The following is a 15,742-nucleotide window of genomic DNA, read 5'->3' as shown; positions in this document are numbered from 1 at the left end:
GCGCGGGGAGCAGCACCGGTGTGCCGGCGCAGCTGCTCCCCCGGGAGGATCACCCCCGCGTGCGCGGGGAGCAGGCCACCGAAGTCCAGGCCCGCGAACGCCAGTCGGGATCACCCCCGCGTGCGCGGGGAGCAGTTGGGGGGGATTACTTGCTCTCCTGGTAAGAAGGGATCACCCCCGCGTGCGCGGGGAGCAGGCCGGCCCGTTGTCCGGGTGGCCCTCGGTGACCGGATCACCCCCGCGTGCGCGGGGAGCAGGGCATGGTGGTGGACAAGACGCTTTACGCCGAGGGATCACCCCCGCGTGCGCGGGGAGCAGCCCACCGACGAGGAACTCGCCGCCGCCCGGACGGGATCACCCCCGCGTGCGCGGGGAGCAGCCGGTCTTCAGGTCGAAGACCACGGGCTGCCCGGGATCACCCCCGCGTGCGCGGGGAGCAGATCGACCGGCCGGGTGTGGTCGCCGACTCCCAGGGATCACCCCCGCGTGCGCGGGGAGCAGCGCCGGTTCGGGCCGCACGTCCTGCGCGCCACCGGATCACCCCCGCGTGCGCGGGGAGCAGGAACTTGGAGATGGTGTCCTGGTCGTGGGCGTAGGATCACCCCCGCGTGCGCGGGGAGCAGCCGCTGAGGCCGGGCGAGGGACAGCACGGCTGCGGATCACCCCCGCGTGCGCGGGGAGCAGGCTTCTTGACCTGCGGCGTTATAGATCGACTTCGCAGTTTTCATTCACTAGGTCTCGCAAGGCCGTCTCACTTTGTTCGCGTTCGCGTCGTAGGTAGGTAGAGGGCAAGCGGACTCCGCTACAGGATAAATGATGAGGCTTAAGCGGAGCGCCCGGCGAACAGGCATCGCCGCACGGGGTGGGCCGAAGTCGAACACCCGCTGATGAAGAGTAAGCCGTGGGCGTGGTGCACGGCTATCGATGCCGCTTCGGGCATTGCCACCTTCAAACATCGCCCTCATCGGCGAACGGGATCACACCTCCGACGCCCGGATGCCGCCCTGCCGACGTCGGAAACCCTGGTCGCTCGGGTCCTGTATGTCCGGTCCACGTGAAGATGGCACTAATCGTCGCGCTTGAGCAGTAGCGGTGCCAACTAGGTGCGGACGGCGGAAGCGTTTCCGTCCAGGTTTAGTTGGCACCTTCTTGAGCGGGGTGGCCGAGCGTGGCGACGTCGTCCTCGTCGAGCTTGATCACCACCGATGCCTGGGTCAGTGGACTTGGCCGGGATGCTAGGGCCGGCGGTGTGCAAAGAGGACCGCTCCTGGAAGGCTCTCGTCGAGGCCGAGCAGCATCTGGGCCTTGACCGTGAATCCGGCATCGCGCAGCCAGGTCGCCATCCGGTCCGGCTGACGGCGGTGCACGTAGACCTTCATCGGATGACCGCCGTAGCCTTCCGTCTTCAGCTGTGACCCATCTCCGACGTGAAAGCCGAGCAACAGAGGTCCATCGGGACGCAGCACCCGCCGAAAGTGGCCAAGAACCGCCGGGATCTCGTCGTCGGGGATGTGGATCAACGACCAGAAGGCGAGCAGAGCAGTGATCGAGGCGTCAGCGAGTTGTAGGTCCGTCATCGAACCCACCTCGAACCGCAGGTCGGGGTGCTCCCGCCGAGCGATGTCGATCATCGCGGGTGCCAAATCGACGCCGAAGGCATCGACGCCCAGCTTATGCAGGTGGGCAGTGACATGGCCTGGTCCGCAGCCCACGTCCGCCACCGGGCCACCGCCGGCGGCATGGACCAGGTCGGCGAACAACGCCAACGCCGCGAGCAGATAGGGCTCCCCGGCCAAGGCCACCCGTGTGTAGTCGGAGTAGCTGTCGGCGACCGTGTCGTAGGAGATCCGGATGTCTGCCAACCAGCCGTCCGCTCGCCTGCTCCGTGACCCAGAAGTGCCGCCGCCTTCCAACCGCGTTCCGGTATCCGTCATCGTTCGGCTCCTCCTCATGTGGTGCGGACGCGTAGGTCTCGGAAGCCGCGCACGCTACCAGTCTCCAAGCCAACTTCGGTGAACTGAGCACCCATCTTCGAGGTTTGACACCGCCCTGGCCGTCACCAGCTACAACGAGACAGACGCCAGATGTCGGAGACCGGAGACCAGTGCCAACACAATCCGGACGGTGCCACCACTGGTGCCAACAACCGTGGACGGTGCCAGCTTCAAGTGGACCGGACACTGTAGGCCGAACCACCACTGGGGCGTGACCGGGATAAAAACCTTACTGGCAGGAGCGCGTATTCGTTCTGAGCGAGTTCTTCTTCGGCGGGGCCGCCCACTGCCGAAGCACATCACGGAACGTAGCCGAAACGGGTTAGCGCCAGCATCCGGGTCTGCCGATGTGAGTGCGTTAGGTGATACCGCACGCTGCGACGAGCGGGCGTCAGCCGTTGCCGTGCTGCCGTTCCTGCTCCGCCAGAGCAGCCGCTGCCCTGTCCAGGTCGTGGTGAGGAAACACAGGGATGCCCCGGCGGCGCAACGCCTCGGCCGCGACGCCACGCCCAGCGACGGTGACGCCGGTGAAGGTTCCGTCGTGAACGTAGGTGCTACCGCAGGTAGGGCTGCCCTCGACCAGGATGGCGAGCCCGACGCCGGCCTGCAGTGCCTTGTCGACCGCCCGCTGCGCCGCCGCCTGGAACAGTTCGGTGACGTCACGGCCCGATGCTTCGTGTACGTGGGCGTGGCCGTCGAGGACGTCGGCCGCGCTGCCGCCGACGATCTCGGCTGGCGGGCGCGGCACCGGGAATCCGACGGCCAGTTCTGGACACAGCGACACGAGGCGCCCTTCAGAAGCCCACCGCTGCCAGATCGGAGAGGCGACCGGCACGCCGGTCTCGTTGAACCGGATCGGTGCGCCGCCCAGGCAGCCGCTGACCAGGATTTTCACCATGGCAACACCTGGGGCAGCAGCGCCGTCAGCGTCGCCGCGGTGTAGGTTGCCGTAATCCCTGGCGGCAGGCCGTCTCCAGCACGGTCGAGGAATGCCGTGTCGATACCCATAGCGGCGGCTCCGGCGACATCGGACGATGCGGAGTTACCGATGTGGATCACGTCGCCGGGGCCTAGGCCGAGGCGGGCCAGCGCGAGCTGGAACGGTTCGGGGCGGGGCTTGTATGCGCGGGCTTCTTCGCTGGTCACCGTTGCGGCGACGGCGATGCCGTGCCACCGCAGCACCGCCGTCAGGTCGTCCTGGTCGACGTCGGAGACCAGGCACACCGGCACCTTCACAGCATCGAGGAACGGCCGGCTGTCGTCGTACAACGGTGGATGACGCCAGGAGTGCAGCTGCTTGCGGCAGATCGGCTCAAGTTCCACGGATGCCCCGAAGTTCGCCACAGCCTCGGTGAGGCTGCCGAGCGTCAGGTCGGCGAGCGTACGAAAACCGGCCCCATACGCCATTTCGGCGCTGGCCTCCAGCCGTCGGGACCACTCTGCCGCGATAGCAGGCGGATCGACTGCGATCAAATCCGCTACCTGCACGCAGACGTCATTGACCGCGCTCTCATCATCGTGTACGAGCGTGCCGTACAGGTCCAGCAAGATCGCCTGATACACGGTGAGACGCTACCCGACTGGATCTGACCCCGGTCGGTCGCCAGGCGCCCCTCGTATCGAAGCCGCCATCACAGACCGGCACAGCCGGCACCTTCATGCGTACGCTCCTCTGCCGCCGACCGCGCGGTTGTGTCGATGAGCGAGCGGGGATCGAATTTCTCCTGGCGGCCGTCGTAGTTGGGGCACCGCAACCAGTTGACCGGTGCAGTCCGCCCGCGATTGGGTGGCGCCGTGAGCAAACTGTGGACCGCCCCCGAGGACGACCCCAGGACCTTCGGTCAGCCCGCCGGCGAGAAGGCGACCTACCGGGAGTACCTCGACAACTACCTTCTGACCATAGAGATGAAGTGCGACGGACTGGACGCCGAGCAGCTCGGCCGACGCTCGGTACCTCCCAGCACCCTGAGCTTGCTCGGCCTGGTCCGCCACCTGGCTCAGATGGAGAACCACTGGTTCCAGCGTGTGCTGCAAGGGCGGACCGACGCACTGTGCCTTTACAAGCACGAGGACGACCCGGATTGGGACTTTGGGGGCGCGGTCCCCGACCCAGCGGTGGTGAAGGAGGCCTTTGCAACCTGGAAGGCCGAGATCGCCAAGACCGACGAATGGCTCTACGCCCTCGAGGAGGCCGACCTGGGCCGCGAGGTGCCGGTCGACGGTGGCAACCACGCCACGCGCGACGTGCTTGTCCACGTGATCGAGGAGTATGCGCGGCACGCCGGCCACGCCGACCTCCTGCGCGAGTGCATCGACGGGCGAACCGGCCTGTGACCCACCGGGCGGTGGGTCAGCATAGGGACCGCCGCCAGCGCGGTAGCTATGCCCCATGACCTCGATCTTCTCCGGCCGAGAGCACTCGCGACCATCCGGATCTGCCGCTGGCCGGGCGCGGTGGAGGCGTGTCCGTAGCGCTCGGTAACCGGGCCGGGCACCGGCGCGCGCTTACGGTGTCAGATATGGCCGCCCGAACCCTGAGCACGCTTCCTCGACTGCCTGTCTCGATTCGGCGTCAGTGAGGTCTGGTCGGTGGCGGCTGGCTGGATAGCGGTTCCAGGTGGCGCCGGCGTGGGCGCGCTGGCGGGTGGTGGTGGTCTGGTGGAAGCCGAGCGCGTCGGCGATGACGGGCGCGGGTGCTTGGAGCACAAGCTGGCGCAGCGCGGAGACGCGGGCCCCGACGAGTGGGAAATCGAGCTGGCGCAGCCAGCGGTGCAGGGTGTTGTAGGCGACGGGCTGGCCGGGTAGTCGGCCGGGGAACAGCCATTGGTCGTCGCCGCGCTTGCTGATCAGGCGGTCTAGTAGTTGCGCGACCGCGGGTGGGAGCGGGCTGGGTGGTTCGCCGAGACGTAGGTGCGGCTCGTCGTCGATGTCGAGCAGGTCGTCGTGGGTGAGGTGCTGGACGCGGCTCAAGGGTTGGGCGTAGGGCAGCATCAGCACGGCTGCTGCCCGGGCCGGTGCCGGGGCGGTGTCGTCGCTGAGGTAGCGGCGCAGCAGGGCCAGGCGGCGCTGTTGGGTGAGCGAGGAGCCGGGCTGGAACGAGACCCGGTGCGGGATGAGGTGCAGGGGCAGGTGGTGATGTTCGGTTGCCCAGAGCAGGAAGCCGCGGATCAGGTGGCGTTGGTGGACTCGGTGAGTGACGTACCAGTTGTCGATCGTGGACTGGGTGACGTGGCTGGGGTTGATGTCGCGTTCGTGCAGCCAGCTCAGGAACAGTTCGGCTTGGGTGAACTGACCGGTCGCGTACTGTTTGGCGGTGGCGCGCAGCGGCCGGGTCGCGGCGTCGGCGCGGAGCCGGGGGAGTTGGTGCCAGACGGCGAAGCGGCGCAGCAGTTGCTCGTGCGGGTGCTCGGCGATCGCGGCCAGGTGTCGGTGCAGCCACGCCTCGATGGCGAGTAGATGCGGGTCGGCTGGTGGTAGCAGGTTGCAGGCGATCAGGTGGCGGCGCAGGTGGTCGGCGGCGAGCGGCCGAGGCCAGGAGTGGAAGGCCTCGTGAGTGAGCTCGAGTTGCCCGGTGGCCAGCGCGCGCAGCAATTCGGCCGGTCCGGATCGCGCCAGCCAGTGCAGCGTCTTCTCCGGTGCTCCTGTCGCGTGCAGGTGGGTGGCAAGGGCGTTGAGGCGGGCGGCTGGTGCGCCGGTGCCGTCGTCGAGGAGCTTGGCTAGGCGCCGGGTCAGCTGGCATGACGGACAGACCGGTGGTTTCCCGCGGCGTCCAGGTGGGACGGTGCCGCAGTCGCAGCACAGAACCTCGGGAGCTGTCATCACGGGTCCGGGCGCAGGATGGCCCGCAGCGGACGGACCGTCCCGGAGTTGCCGGCGTTCGTGTCGTTGACCGACCCCGCCGCTGCTGCTCGGCGTGGGGCCAGGTTTTCCGCGGTGGTGACGATCAGCTCGGCAGCCGTGGTGTCGAAGATGTCGCACAGTGCAGCGAGGACCGCGAGCGACAGTCGTTCCGGTGTACCGGAGACGAGCCGGTGCACCTGCGAGGCGGACAAGATGATGCCGCGGTCGGCGAGCAGCGGCACCAGTTCGGTGGTGTTGAACATGTTGTGCTCGGCCATCACGTTGCGCAGCCGCCATCGGTAGCTGGCCTGGCGTTTCATCCGATCGCTCCGGCGGGTTCGAGGGCTTGGTGCAGTGTCTGGTCCAACGCCCGGCGCAGGGTCTGGGTGCGAAAGTCCGACGAGACGCAGGTGTAGATCGAAGTGGTGGAGGCGTGCTCGTGACCGACCTGCTGCTGCACGAACAACGGATCCCAGCCGCCCTCTATCACGTGCGTGACGTAGGAGCGGCGAAGCGAGTGGAAGTCCAGGCCGGGTCCGAGGCCGAGCGCATCGCGGTAGGCCGACAGCCGGCTGTTGATCTGCTGCAGACCGATGCGAGAGCTTCGCTCAGACGGCCAGAGGGCCGGGTTGCCGTCAAGGGCCAGCAGCGGCCGCACCTCGGTCGTCCACTGGCGCAGTATGTCGACGGCCCACGGCCACACGGTCAGCACGCTGCGGCGTTTCGGGGCGGAGCCCTTCATCGCCTTGCCGTGGCGGACGTAGCAGACGCCGAACCCGTCGAACTCGGCCGCGTAGGGATTGGTACCGAAGTCGGCGACGTCGAGCATTCGGGTCTCGTTGCGGCGCAGCCCGTAGGCGTACGCGGTCTTGAGCAGCACAGCGTCCCGGAACGCTGGCAGCCAGCCCTTGCGGCCGGCACCGCGGATGCGCGTGACCTGCTCATCCGCGTGGTCGAACAGAGCCTGCAGCTCGGCGGCGGTGAACGCCCGCTTGGCCGGGTCGGCCTCGTTGTCCTGTACGTGCACCGCGGTGTTCCACTCATGGCAGACCTGCACCGGGTGGGACCCGAAGCGTTGCTCGCACTCCTTGGCCCAACCGTAGGCCGGGTCGGTCAGGTAGTCGCAGAACAGCCGGACCGCTTCCTGGTAGCCGCGCAGAGTGGAGCGGCGCAGTCCACGGACAGAACGCAGATCCATGCTCCACTCGTCGACCATCTGCGGCAGCCATTGCCAGGGATAGCTGGTCACGTAATCGGAGAAAGCGCGGATCACTCGCAGCCGCGACGCGATCGTCGCCAGCGACAGGTTCCGGGCGGCCTGCTGATCGCGCCAGCCGTCGAGCATCGTCGCGAACACGTGCTCTTCCGGCCGTAGCAGCGCGACGCCCGCGACGAGCTTGAGTCCGGCGGAGCCGCTGACTTTCACGCTGAGTACAACGCCGGACGCTCGCATCGGATGCGGGATTCACGCGTTAGGTGCGATGGACTGGTGAAGGCGCAGGTCAGAGCCCTGCCTTTCGAAGATCGAAAGCTGGCTCTTCGATGTTGGTTTCCCGTTACTCGGTGCCTGGAGTGAGCGTTGCCAGCTTGACGACCTGGTGTTCGAGGTGCGTGCCTACCAGCGCGTAATCGCATCTGATCGAACACGCGCCGGTTGGAGCAAGATATGGCCATTGCTTATCAATCTGTGGCCGGGCGCGGCCGCAGATTGGCAATGGGAAGTAGGCGGCGCTCGTCGCGGCGGCCGGGCCGACTACGGTAACCGCTGGCGCAGACGTCGCCGGCAACGCTTCGGGCGCACAGTGGCGGCAATGGACAGTGAGCAGCCTGCCCCGCGCCGCAAGGCACGCCACCGTGCCCACAACCGGCCGGCCCGTTCGCGCGCGATGTTGCTTAGGCTGTCCGACGAGGAGAAGGCCGTCATTGACGCGGCTGCGGCGCTCGCTCAGCTGACCGCGACCGGCTACGCGGCGAAGGCCGCGGTCGCCGCCGCGTCCGCCGCTCAGGCACCCGGTGGTACGGCAGGCGACTTACGCGATCTGCAGCACGAGTTGTTCGCCGCTCGTCGTGCCGTGGTGATGTTCGGCAACAACGTCAATCAGGCCGCGGCGGCGTTCAACGCCACCGGTCAACTGCCCGACTGGTCGGCGAAAGCTGTCCGGCTCTGCGCGGCGGCGGTGGTCCGGCTTGACGAGGTGATTTCCCGGATTGATAGGAAGCTGCGTTGATCACGCGGGTGCATCGGCGTGGCTCACGAGTCGGTGGCCTGCTGCGCTATCTGTGGGGGCCAGGCAAGACGGAAGAACACGTCAACCCGCACCTGGTGGCCGCGTGGGACGGCGCGGGCAGCCTGACCGACCTCGAGCCCGTACTCACCGTCAGCGGCAGATGGAACGTCCGGGCGCTCACGGCGTTGCTGGAGCAGCCGGTCCGCGCCGGCTACCGTCCGCCGACGAAGTTCGTCTGGCATGCCAGCATGCGGCTCGCCCCCGAGGATCGGCATCGCACCGTCGGCGACACGACGTGGGCGAACATGGCGGTGCAGATGCTCACTGAGGTCGGCGTCGCGACTACCGCCACCGACCCGGGCTTGCGGTGGATCGCCATGCGTCATGCCGACGATCACGTACACATCGTCGCCACGCTGGTACGCGAGGACGGCCGCACCGACTGGATGCGCAACGACTACCCGCGTTGCGTCAAGGCCACCTACAACGTCGCCCGCCGCTACAACCTCCACCGCCGGGTCCCGCCGGCTGACCGCACCGCCCACCGCCGCCCCCATCCCGCTGAGGTCAGCAAAGCCCGTCGCGCCGGCCGTGCCCAGACGCCCCGGGACGAGCTGCGCCGGCGGGTACGCACGGCAGTGGCTGCGGCCGGGTCGCAGGAGGAGTTCTTCGCCCGGCTACGCGCGTCGGGGATCCTGGTCCGGCTGCGGCACAGCAGCACCGATCCCCGGCAGATCACCGGGTACGCGGTGGCGCTTCCCGGGGCCCGCACCGCCGGCGGGCACCCGTTGTACTTCAGTGGAGGCCGGTTGGCGCCCGACATGACACTGCCGAAGCTGAGGCTGCGGTGGGGCGTCCCTGCGCCGTTGCCGGCATCGCCCGGCCGGAGCGAACGGGTCGACGCGATGCGCCAGGCCGCCAAGGTGGTCACCGCGGCCGCCGACGACATCCGCCGCGACGCCCATGCCGCGCCCGGACGGGCGCAGGCCACCGCGGTTGCCGCAGCTGACCTTCTCACCAGCCTGGCCTCCTCGGCCGAGGGTGACCGGCGTGGGCCGCTGCACCGGGCAGCTGAGGTGTTCGATCGCGCGGCCCGGGACCTGTACGGCCGGGTCCAGAAAACCACCAGCCGCTCCCAGGAGATGCGCGCCATGTCGCGCCTGGTAGCGCTCATGGGCCGCGTCTCCGGTGACGACGACACAATCGCAGCCCTTGCGTTGGTGATGGACCTGGCGCGGCTCGCCGAAACCCTCGCACAGCTGCGGAACGCCCAGCAGCGCCTGCACCAGGCCGAGGCGGCGCGGACCGCAGCTGACGCGCTGCGGGTGGTAGCGGGCACCTGGCAACGGGCGGTAACGGTGCCGCTAACTCCGACGTCAACACCCGCACCGACAGTGAGAGGCGGCCGGCGTACCGCGCGCAGCCGCTGAGCAGGCAAGGGAGGTGCACGTGCCGCATCCGCAGCACCACGAAGACCCGATGGCCGAGACCCGCCAACAGTTTCTGCAAGGGCTCGCAACAATGGCGACCGTCGGCGAGGCCGGCGCCCGCTGGGCCGCCGTCGGCATCCAGAACAAGGCTGCTGAACGAGAACGCGAGGCCCACCGGGAACAGGCCGCCGCGAAAGCCCGCCGTGAAGCCGACCGTCTGGCAGCGAAGGTACGGGCGGACCGCGAGCGAATGGCGGCTTCGCTGGACGGTGATTGGCTGGTCAACAAGGCTACCTTCGCCGAAGCCGCCGCCGTGTGGCGTACTGCGACGATCCACGCGAGTAGCGATCCGGTAGCCCAGCGGGCGGCCGAGTTCGCAGAGCGACGGCTGCGGCAGATCCGCCCGGACCTGATGGGCGCTTATGAACGCCACCGCCAGGCCGGAAAACCAATCTCTGAGGCCATGCGTGCCGCTGCCCAGGAAGTCTGGGACCGCGACGCGCGCTCATACCATCGCCAGCATGCGGCTCGCGCGCACGGCGGCACACGCGACCGACAGGGGATCACACCCGACGGTCCGGCCGCGCTGCCACCGTCTGGCATCGGGTCGGTCGATGAATTCGACGCCGCGGTTCGGCAGGAGGCGATGGAGTTGGCGGAGTACGTCCGGCCGGAGGCACTCGACGAGTTGCAGCGCCAGTGGCGAACCGTCGGGAGGCTGCCCGCTGGCAACGCAGTGCAGCTACTCCGCGACCTCGCTGCCGGAATGAACGAGGCCATCAGAGCAGGCGAAGCTAACGGGCTGCCGGTCGAGGGAATCCGCCTGGCGCAGGGTCACGTGGAAGAGGCCCTGGCGCGCGACCTGCAGAGCCGAGCGGCTGTCGAGCGCGGTGTAGGAGTCCGCGACGGCGGGACGGCCGACAACCCCCGTACCCCTGCCGACAAACACGCAGCCGGGCAATCGGCGGGCACACGCCACGACGACAGTGCTGATCACATGGCCGCCACCGCCGCTGCCGTCCACCACGCTGACAGACTCACGGTGCCGGCCTGGGCGCAGGCCTTCCCAAAGCTTCGCGTTGCCCAGATCAATCCCATAGTCGCTGGGAAGCGGCCGGCGACAGTGCTCACTGCGGTGCCGATGCAGGGCCAGACACGATGACGGCCATCAGCTCGCAACAGGCCCAAGCGGGAGCGGTTACCCACATCGACGAGCTCGCCGCTGAGGTGGCGAGATTGGCGGCGCGGGTTGCTGAGCTGCAACAAGCCCAAGCTGAGCGCCCGCACGCCGGCGACGGGGACCAGCCGCCGCTGTATTCGACGGTCGAGGAGTGGGTGACCACCTACCTACTGCCAACCTTCCCGCGCCCGGTCAGCGAGGTCGGCATGACCCGCTGGCACTGGTGCGACCAATGGTGGCGCCATGACGAAGCGGTAACCCGGCTGACGGCCCTGTGGTACGGCTGGGAACAGGCCCGCCTACAGATGACCGGCATGCTGTCCTGGCTGCGAGAACTGGACCACCAACTGCCAATCCTGTACGGCGACGACGGCCCATTCCGCAACTGCGCTGCGGGCGGCGACCTCGGGGAGACGCGACACCACTCGCCGCCGGAGGTACCGGCCGAGTCCGCGCCAGAGAACTGGTGGAGGTGGTGGGACTGACACCGGGCCGACGGTGGCGGCGTTCATGCTCACATGCAAGTGGAATCGGGGGCCTCGACGCTGAGCGGCTGGCCCGACTGGATCCAGGACGCCGAGCACGCCGATTGTCCCGGCTGCGGCCAACCGATGGACTATGTGGGTTTGATCGGCGGCGCGGAACTGGACGACTACGGCGAGGGCGCCTACTACCTGCACCTGCGCCAGCCGTGCGGATTCGCTGCGGTGAACTACCAGCAGAGCTGACCGCCGCCAGTGGTACGTCGCGAGCCGTCGGGGAGCTCTCACGGGCGCCATGGCATTGCTGCGTTCGAGTCAGATCCACGTCCATGGGCGGATCGCGGTCCGCAGCCGTCGGCGCCACCGTGCGCGCCGCGGGCGGAGGAAAATCTGCATGTCCTCCAGCGCGTTGTCGGCGGTGCCGCTGGTGTGTGGCAGCGTCCGAGCTCGGCGCAGGGCGACGACTACCTTGCGTTCGTCCAGTTGACCGTAGACCCTCGCGAGATGCCCCAGGCACGTTGCAGCGAGAGCACTGACTTGGTGATCCTCGTGCTCAAGTAGCCGAAGGTGCAGGTCCTGCAGTTCTTTCCAGTCTCCGTCGCCGTGCAGTGCGGTGCCGACCATGGCATCCAGCGCGGCAGGCAACTCGCCCCGGTCGAGCGCGGCGTGTACCTCGGCCGGTGTCGACGACGGCGGGTTGTGGAAGACGTGATGCTCATGGCGCACCGTCACATTGTCCTGCGTCGTCCGGGGGCAGGTGGCCTCAGTCGCCGTCCGCCACGTGCGGCAGATCAGCGCATGCGGGACCGCTCGCAGTTCGGCCAGTGCTTGATGCGACACGCGCCATCGGTAGAGGTTTCGTCCTCCAGCGCGCAACTAGCGGCCGCCTCTCCAAGCCAACGGTGTCGAGGCGGAGATCACCGCTTCCGCCGGGGGATGAGGAATGCAGCCCCTCCCACTACCGCGCCCAGCCCGATCAGCGCCAGACCGAGCGCCTGCTGATCATCTCCGGTCACCAGGTTCACCCCGAAGCCGATCAGCACCGTGCCCACCCAGGCCACCGCCACCGCGACGGTCGACTGGCGACTCAGTTCGGCGAGGCTCTGTTTCGTCGCCTCAAGCTCACCGGTCAACCGCGCGATCTCGGTCTGCTGAGTGCCGTTGCGCTGCTCGTGGCTCAGTTTGGTTTCGTTGAGTTCGCGCTGGCTGCGCTCCAGGCTCCGGCGAATCGTCTCGTGCTGGGCGCGCAGCTGGATGATGGTCTCCTGGGCTTTCCCCTCGGACAGCGCCAGCACCCGGATCATCGGCTTGTTGTCGACGTAATCCTCGGGCTCGAACTCGCTGAAAAGGTTGTCGGAGTCGGCCATGGTCAGGACTCCTCGCCGACCATTGCCTCACGAACCAGGTCGACGTTGTGGCGCATCGTCTTTGTGTATGGGTGCTGCGGCCCACGTGCCTCCCTACTTCGCCGCAATCCAGATTCGAACACCTCCAAGGCGCGCGGCAGCTCGTCCATGCGCACTAGCGTCGTCCCGAGCGTGGCGAGCACGGCGAGGGTGTCCGGATGATGCGTACCCAGCACCCGCTCGGCGCGCTCCAAGACGTCGTTGAGCCGTTCCAGCGCCTCGGCCCGGCGGCCCGCCAGCACAAGGGACACCGCGAGATTCTGCTCGATTACCAGCGTGCTGGGGTGGTCACGGCCCAGTACCCGGGCGCTCTCCTCGTACGTCTCGGTGTACAGCTCGATCGCTCGGATCACGTCGCCGGCGTCCTGATAGGAGCCGGCTAGGTCGCTTTGCGAGATCAGCGTACTCGGGTGATTACGGCCAAGGACCCGCATCGAGGCGGCGAGGGTCTCCTCATACATAGGGATGGCGCGCGTAAGCTCGCCCTGCCGTCGATAGACCCCGGCGAGGTCGTTGCGCGTGCGCAGCGTGTCCGGGTGGTCAGGGCCGAGGACGCGGATGCTGTCGGCGAGGGTGCGCTCGAAGACTGCGGTGGCTTCGTCGAGCCGGCCGGTGGACTCCAGGACGCTGGCAAGGTTGTTTCGGGTGCGCAGCGTGTCCGGGTGGTCCGGCCCGAGGACGCGAACCCGGTCGTCGAGGACGTCGCGGTAGAGGGAGATTGCCTCCTCCAACCGGCCGAGGGAGACGTACGCGTGGGCGAGGTCGTTGCGGGTGCGAAGGGTGTCGGGATGTTCCCGACCCAGGATCCGCGTGCGATCTGCGAGCACGTCGCGATAAAGGGACGTCGCCTCCTCGTAGTCGCCGCGGGACTCCAGCACACCGGCCAAGTCGTTGCGGGTACGCAGCGTATCGGGGTGATCGGGTCCGAGGATGCGCTCACGATCTTGTAGGACCCGGACATACTCGTCCCGCGCACGAGGCACGTCACCGACGGCTCGGTAGGCGCCGGCGAGATTGCTGCGGGTGCGCAGCGTGTCCGGGTGGTCAGGGCCGAGAACCCGGATGCCGTCGGCGAGCGTCCGTTCGTATAGGGAGATCGCCCGCCGGAGCTGTCCTGCTGCACGATAGGCGCCGGCCAGTTCGTTCCGGACCACTTGCGTCTCCGGATGGTCCGGGCCGAGCCGCCGCTCCTGGTCGGCCAGCCGCTGGTCGAGGTCGCGCACCCGGCGTTCCGGGTCGTCGACCGCCGGAATCGCGGAGGACAGCTCCACCAGTGCCCGGTACAGCCGGTCACGCAGCTCGCCGGGACTGCTGACCTCGACGACGTGCGACACCCGGCGCAGATGGTCCCGGAACCCGAGCTGCCGATCGCCAGCCTCGTCGTCGACGTACAACCGGCGGGGGACCGGAATGATCAAATCCTCTCCCAGCAGCAGGACGACCAGGGGACGATTGGTGGCTCTCGCGGCCTCGAACGCCTCGGCAACGCGGGGATCCCAGTGGAAACCCACGATGCAGACCACCAAGTCCGCACCGGCCGGAGCGACGATCTCGTGCCCGGCCTGCCGGACCGCCGCTCGCGCTGCCTCGGCGAACGGGCCGTTAGCTGGGTACTCCGCGAGCTCCGGCGCATAGACCAGCTGCACCCGACGCCCGGCGGTTGGGGTTGCGCCGAAGGTCGACCGTTCGCCAAACACGTTGTGCTGGACGTTGCTGTCGCCGACTGTTACCCCGTGTGCTCCGGTCACTGACACCCGGAATTTTCCATCCGCCACAATGGATCAGATTATGAGGACTGTGGGTGGAGCCAGATCCGCTGTTCAGGTGATGCTGCCCAGAACAGACATGTGAGGCTTGGGTTCCGGGCAGGCGCGCAACCTTCTGGCTGTGCACTCTCATCGGCTAGAAGAGGGCGCTAGGCGCCGACGGCGGAACTCTGTCTGACGGTCGTCAGCTTGTTTACACGCCGCCGTCGCGATCGCAAGCGATCAAACCGACTTCGTGTGCCCATCCGTTTAGACAGAACCCGGTTTCAGCAGCCTCGATAGGCGGATTGAGGTCGTACGCGTCTTCTAGGCGCGCGATCGCGGCGATCGCGACGGTGTCGACCCCGGTCCCGGTGTGGGTGACGATGCGTCGGGCGACCCGGATCGCCTCATCCGGGCTTGTTGCCTCGAACAGCAGCGGCACCAGGACCCGTACCGCAGCGCATCTGCCGTCGATGTCCTCCAACAGCCGGGGATACCGCTCGACGAGCCGGGTGAGGCGGTGGTCGACCACCGTGTCGAGCATGGGCCGCGCTCGCCGTTGCAGGGCGGCACGCAGCTGAGCCCGGCCGTTTGGCCGGCGCAGCAGGTCGGCGGGGTCAGCGCTGGCACTGAACTCAGCTACCAGCAGCGGGCCGGGCAGGCGTTGCTGGCGGAACAGCTGCCAGGCCCGGTCCATTGCGTCACGGCCGGCCGGGTCCGCATCGAATGCCGTCACGATGCCCCCTGCGGCACCAGGCAACTTCCGCAGGATCGCGGCCTGGTAATCGGTCAGCATGGTGCCGCACGGCGCAAGAGCCACCGCTCCCGTCCGTCGGGACCGGGAGTAGGACAGCCAGACCGCGAGTACGTCAGCCGGCCCTTCGACCAGGACCGGTGTCCACCGGTCGCTGAGGCGATCCTGTTGCTCCGCAACACCGAACAACAACCGCCCCTTGTTGTAGATCGCTGTCTCGGGACTGTTGAGGTATTTCGGTACACCATCCCCGGCACCAGGGCTGGCGCGCCCGAGGAACGCCACAGCATGCCCGACCGGGTCGCGCACCGGGAATACGATCCGGTCCCGGAACACATCGATGAGTCGGTCCGGCTTCCCTCGGGTGCCGGTCGACAAGCCTGCACCGATCAACTCCTCCGCCGTGAAGCCAACCGCGCGCAGGTGACGCGTCAGCGAACTCCAGCCTGGTGGTGCGTACCCGATCCGCCACGGCCACTCGCGCTGAACAACGACACCGAGGCCGCGTTCGGCGAGATAGGCCCGGGGGCCGTCGGCTTGTTCGAGCTGAGCCCGGTAGTACGTCACCGCGGCCTCGACGGCCGCCAACAGCCGCCCGGGCTCAAGTCCGGTGCCGCGTATCGGGGATGTCGGCTGGTTGAGTCGAGGTGCGCCCATGGCCTACCTCCGCTTCCAAGCTA

At 68.1% G+C, this 15,742-nt stretch carries 16 protein-coding genes and 1 CRISPR repeat array (1 of these 17 cut by a window edge); of the genes, 6 read left to right on the top strand and 10 right to left on the bottom strand.

Going from position 1 to position 15,742, the window contains the following annotated elements; translation table 11 throughout:
* Positions 1 to 684: a CRISPR direct-repeat array (repeat unit 28 nt; unit sequence GGATCACCCCCGCGTGCGCGGGGAGCAG) (it extends 1,539 nt beyond the left edge of the window).
* Positions 685 to 1,235: 551 nt separating this feature from the next.
* The 3 genes from IF22_RS0121365 to IF22_RS0121355 all read right to left on the bottom strand — a co-directional run bounded on the left by IF22_RS0121365 (position 1,236) and on the right by IF22_RS0121355 (position 3,557).
* Positions 1,236 to 1,934, bottom strand: a complete 699-nt coding sequence (locus IF22_RS0121365; protein ID WP_030334716.1) for a class I SAM-dependent methyltransferase — start codon at positions 1,932 to 1,934, stop codon at positions 1,236 to 1,238.
* A gap of 451 nt (positions 1,935 to 2,385) precedes the next feature.
* Complete coding sequence (locus tag IF22_RS0121360; protein ID WP_030334713.1) at positions 2,386 to 2,892, bottom strand: 2-thiouracil desulfurase family protein; 507 nt, start codon at positions 2,890 to 2,892, stop codon at positions 2,386 to 2,388.
* Positions 2,886 to 3,557 (bottom strand): HAD family hydrolase, encoded by a 672-nt coding sequence (locus tag IF22_RS0121355; protein ID WP_030334712.1) that lies wholly within the window; start codon positions 3,555 to 3,557, stop codon positions 2,886 to 2,888. Before IF22_RS0121355 ends, IF22_RS0121360 begins: the two co-directional genes overlap by 7 nt.
* Before the next feature lie 231 nt (positions 3,558 to 3,788).
* Here IF22_RS0121355 and IF22_RS0121350 point away from each other — a divergent pair, with 231 nt between their 5' ends.
* Positions 3,789 to 4,328: a DinB family protein gene (locus tag IF22_RS0121350; RefSeq protein WP_051708692.1), complete on the top strand. Its 540-nt coding sequence runs from the start codon at positions 3,789 to 3,791 to the stop codon at positions 4,326 to 4,328.
* A gap of 171 nt (positions 4,329 to 4,499) precedes the next feature.
* On the opposite strand, the gene IF22_RS0121345 is transcribed toward IF22_RS0121350, so the two are convergent.
* From IF22_RS0121345 to IF22_RS0121335, 3 genes are read right to left on the bottom strand one after another with little or no spacing between them, the layout of a single operon-like run.
* Positions 4,500 to 5,813 (bottom strand): hypothetical protein, encoded by a 1,314-nt coding sequence (locus IF22_RS0121345; RefSeq protein ID WP_156057778.1) that lies wholly within the window; start codon positions 5,811 to 5,813, stop codon positions 4,500 to 4,502.
* Complete coding sequence (locus IF22_RS0121340) at positions 5,813 to 6,154, bottom strand: helix-turn-helix domain-containing protein (RefSeq protein WP_030334705.1); 342 nt, start codon at positions 6,152 to 6,154, stop codon at positions 5,813 to 5,815. The genes IF22_RS0121345 and IF22_RS0121340 overlap by 1 nt, the downstream gene beginning before the upstream one ends.
* On the bottom strand, positions 6,151 to 7,260 hold the full coding sequence (locus IF22_RS0121335; RefSeq protein WP_425339853.1) for a tyrosine-type recombinase/integrase: 1,110 nt from the start codon (positions 7,258 to 7,260) through the stop codon (positions 6,151 to 6,153). Before IF22_RS0121335 ends, IF22_RS0121340 begins: the two co-directional genes overlap by 4 nt.
* Positions 7,261 to 7,645: 385 nt before the next feature.
* Here IF22_RS0121335 and IF22_RS0121330 point away from each other — a divergent pair, with 385 nt between their 5' ends.
* From IF22_RS0121330 to IF22_RS0121310, 5 genes are read left to right on the top strand one after another with little or no spacing between them, the layout of a single operon-like run.
* Positions 7,646 to 8,062 (top strand): hypothetical protein, encoded by a 417-nt coding sequence (locus IF22_RS0121330; protein WP_030334701.1) that lies wholly within the window; start codon positions 7,646 to 7,648, stop codon positions 8,060 to 8,062.
* Positions 8,059 to 9,492 carry a relaxase family protein gene (locus IF22_RS0121325; protein WP_030334700.1) on the top strand — a complete coding sequence of 478 codons (1,434 nt, stop codon included), beginning with the start codon at positions 8,059 to 8,061 and terminating at the stop codon, positions 9,490 to 9,492. Before IF22_RS0121330 ends, IF22_RS0121325 begins: the two co-directional genes overlap by 4 nt.
* A 19-nt stretch (positions 9,493 to 9,511) precedes the next feature.
* Positions 9,512 to 10,654: a hypothetical protein gene (locus IF22_RS0121320; RefSeq protein WP_156057775.1), complete on the top strand. Its 1,143-nt coding sequence runs from the start codon at positions 9,512 to 9,514 to the stop codon at positions 10,652 to 10,654.
* Positions 10,651 to 11,157 (top strand): DUF4913 domain-containing protein, encoded by a 507-nt coding sequence (locus tag IF22_RS0121315; protein WP_030334695.1) that lies wholly within the window; start codon positions 10,651 to 10,653, stop codon positions 11,155 to 11,157. The genes IF22_RS0121320 and IF22_RS0121315 overlap by 4 nt, the downstream gene beginning before the upstream one ends.
* Positions 11,158 to 11,190: 33 nt before the next feature.
* Positions 11,191 to 11,400, top strand: coding sequence for a hypothetical protein (locus IF22_RS0121310; RefSeq protein WP_030334693.1), 210 nt, complete (start codon positions 11,191 to 11,193; stop codon positions 11,398 to 11,400).
* Positions 11,401 to 11,469: 69 nt separating this feature from the next.
* On the opposite strand, the gene IF22_RS0121305 is transcribed toward IF22_RS0121310, so the two are convergent.
* The 4 genes from IF22_RS0121305 to IF22_RS0121290 all read right to left on the bottom strand — a co-directional run bounded on the left by IF22_RS0121305 (position 11,470) and on the right by IF22_RS0121290 (position 15,719).
* Positions 11,470 to 11,994, bottom strand: coding sequence for a hypothetical protein (locus tag IF22_RS0121305; RefSeq protein WP_245233693.1), 525 nt, complete (start codon positions 11,992 to 11,994; stop codon positions 11,470 to 11,472).
* 77 nt (positions 11,995 to 12,071) lie between these two features.
* Positions 12,072 to 12,521: an LPXTG cell wall anchor domain-containing protein gene (locus IF22_RS0121300; RefSeq protein ID WP_030334689.1), complete on the bottom strand. Its 450-nt coding sequence runs from the start codon at positions 12,519 to 12,521 to the stop codon at positions 12,072 to 12,074.
* Between the two features lie 2 nt (positions 12,522 to 12,523).
* Positions 12,524 to 14,314 carry a tetratricopeptide repeat protein gene (locus IF22_RS0121295; protein WP_167337322.1) on the bottom strand — a complete coding sequence of 597 codons (1,791 nt, stop codon included), beginning with the start codon at positions 14,312 to 14,314 and terminating at the stop codon, positions 12,524 to 12,526.
* Between the two features lie 205 nt (positions 14,315 to 14,519).
* Entirely contained in the window at positions 14,520 to 15,719 is a 1,200-nt protein-coding gene (locus IF22_RS0121290) for a toprim domain-containing protein (RefSeq protein ID WP_081883937.1), read from the bottom strand.
* Between the last annotated feature and the right edge of the window lie 23 nt (positions 15,720 to 15,742).

This window comes from Micromonospora parva, from assembly GCF_000718515.1.
Lineage (GTDB): Bacteria > Actinomycetota > Actinomycetes > Mycobacteriales > Micromonosporaceae > Micromonospora > Micromonospora parva.
The sequence above is the reverse complement of the archived record's forward strand: the minus strand, read 5'-3'. Positions and strand labels throughout refer to the sequence as shown.

What these genes read in the sequence shown, in the direction of transcription:
- IF22_RS0121345 (WP_156057778.1), bottom strand. Translation starts at nt 5,813, where the DNA reads ATGACAGCTCCCGAGGTTCTGTGCTGCGACTGCGGCACCGTCCCACCT.
- IF22_RS0121340 (WP_030334705.1), bottom strand. Translation starts at nt 6,154, where the DNA reads ATGAAACGCCAGGCCAGCTACCGATGGCGGCTGCGCAACGTGATGGCC.
- IF22_RS0121365 (WP_030334716.1), bottom strand. Translation starts at nt 1,934, where the DNA reads ATGACGGATACCGGAACGCGGTTGGAAGGCGGCGGCACTTCTGGGTCA.
- IF22_RS0121330 (WP_030334701.1), top strand. Translation starts at nt 7,646, where the DNA reads ATGGACAGTGAGCAGCCTGCCCCGCGCCGCAAGGCACGCCACCGTGCC.
- IF22_RS0121360 (WP_030334713.1), bottom strand. Translation starts at nt 2,892, where the DNA reads ATGGTGAAAATCCTGGTCAGCGGCTGCCTGGGCGGCGCACCGATCCGG.
- IF22_RS0121310 (WP_030334693.1), top strand. Translation starts at nt 11,191, where the DNA reads ATGCAAGTGGAATCGGGGGCCTCGACGCTGAGCGGCTGGCCCGACTGG.
- IF22_RS0121290 (WP_081883937.1), bottom strand. Translation starts at nt 15,719, where the DNA reads ATGGGCGCACCTCGACTCAACCAGCCGACATCCCCGATACGCGGCACC.
- IF22_RS0121315 (WP_030334695.1), top strand. Translation starts at nt 10,651, where the DNA reads ATGACGGCCATCAGCTCGCAACAGGCCCAAGCGGGAGCGGTTACCCAC.
- IF22_RS0121300 (WP_030334689.1), bottom strand. Translation starts at nt 12,521, where the DNA reads ATGGCCGACTCCGACAACCTTTTCAGCGAGTTCGAGCCCGAGGATTAC.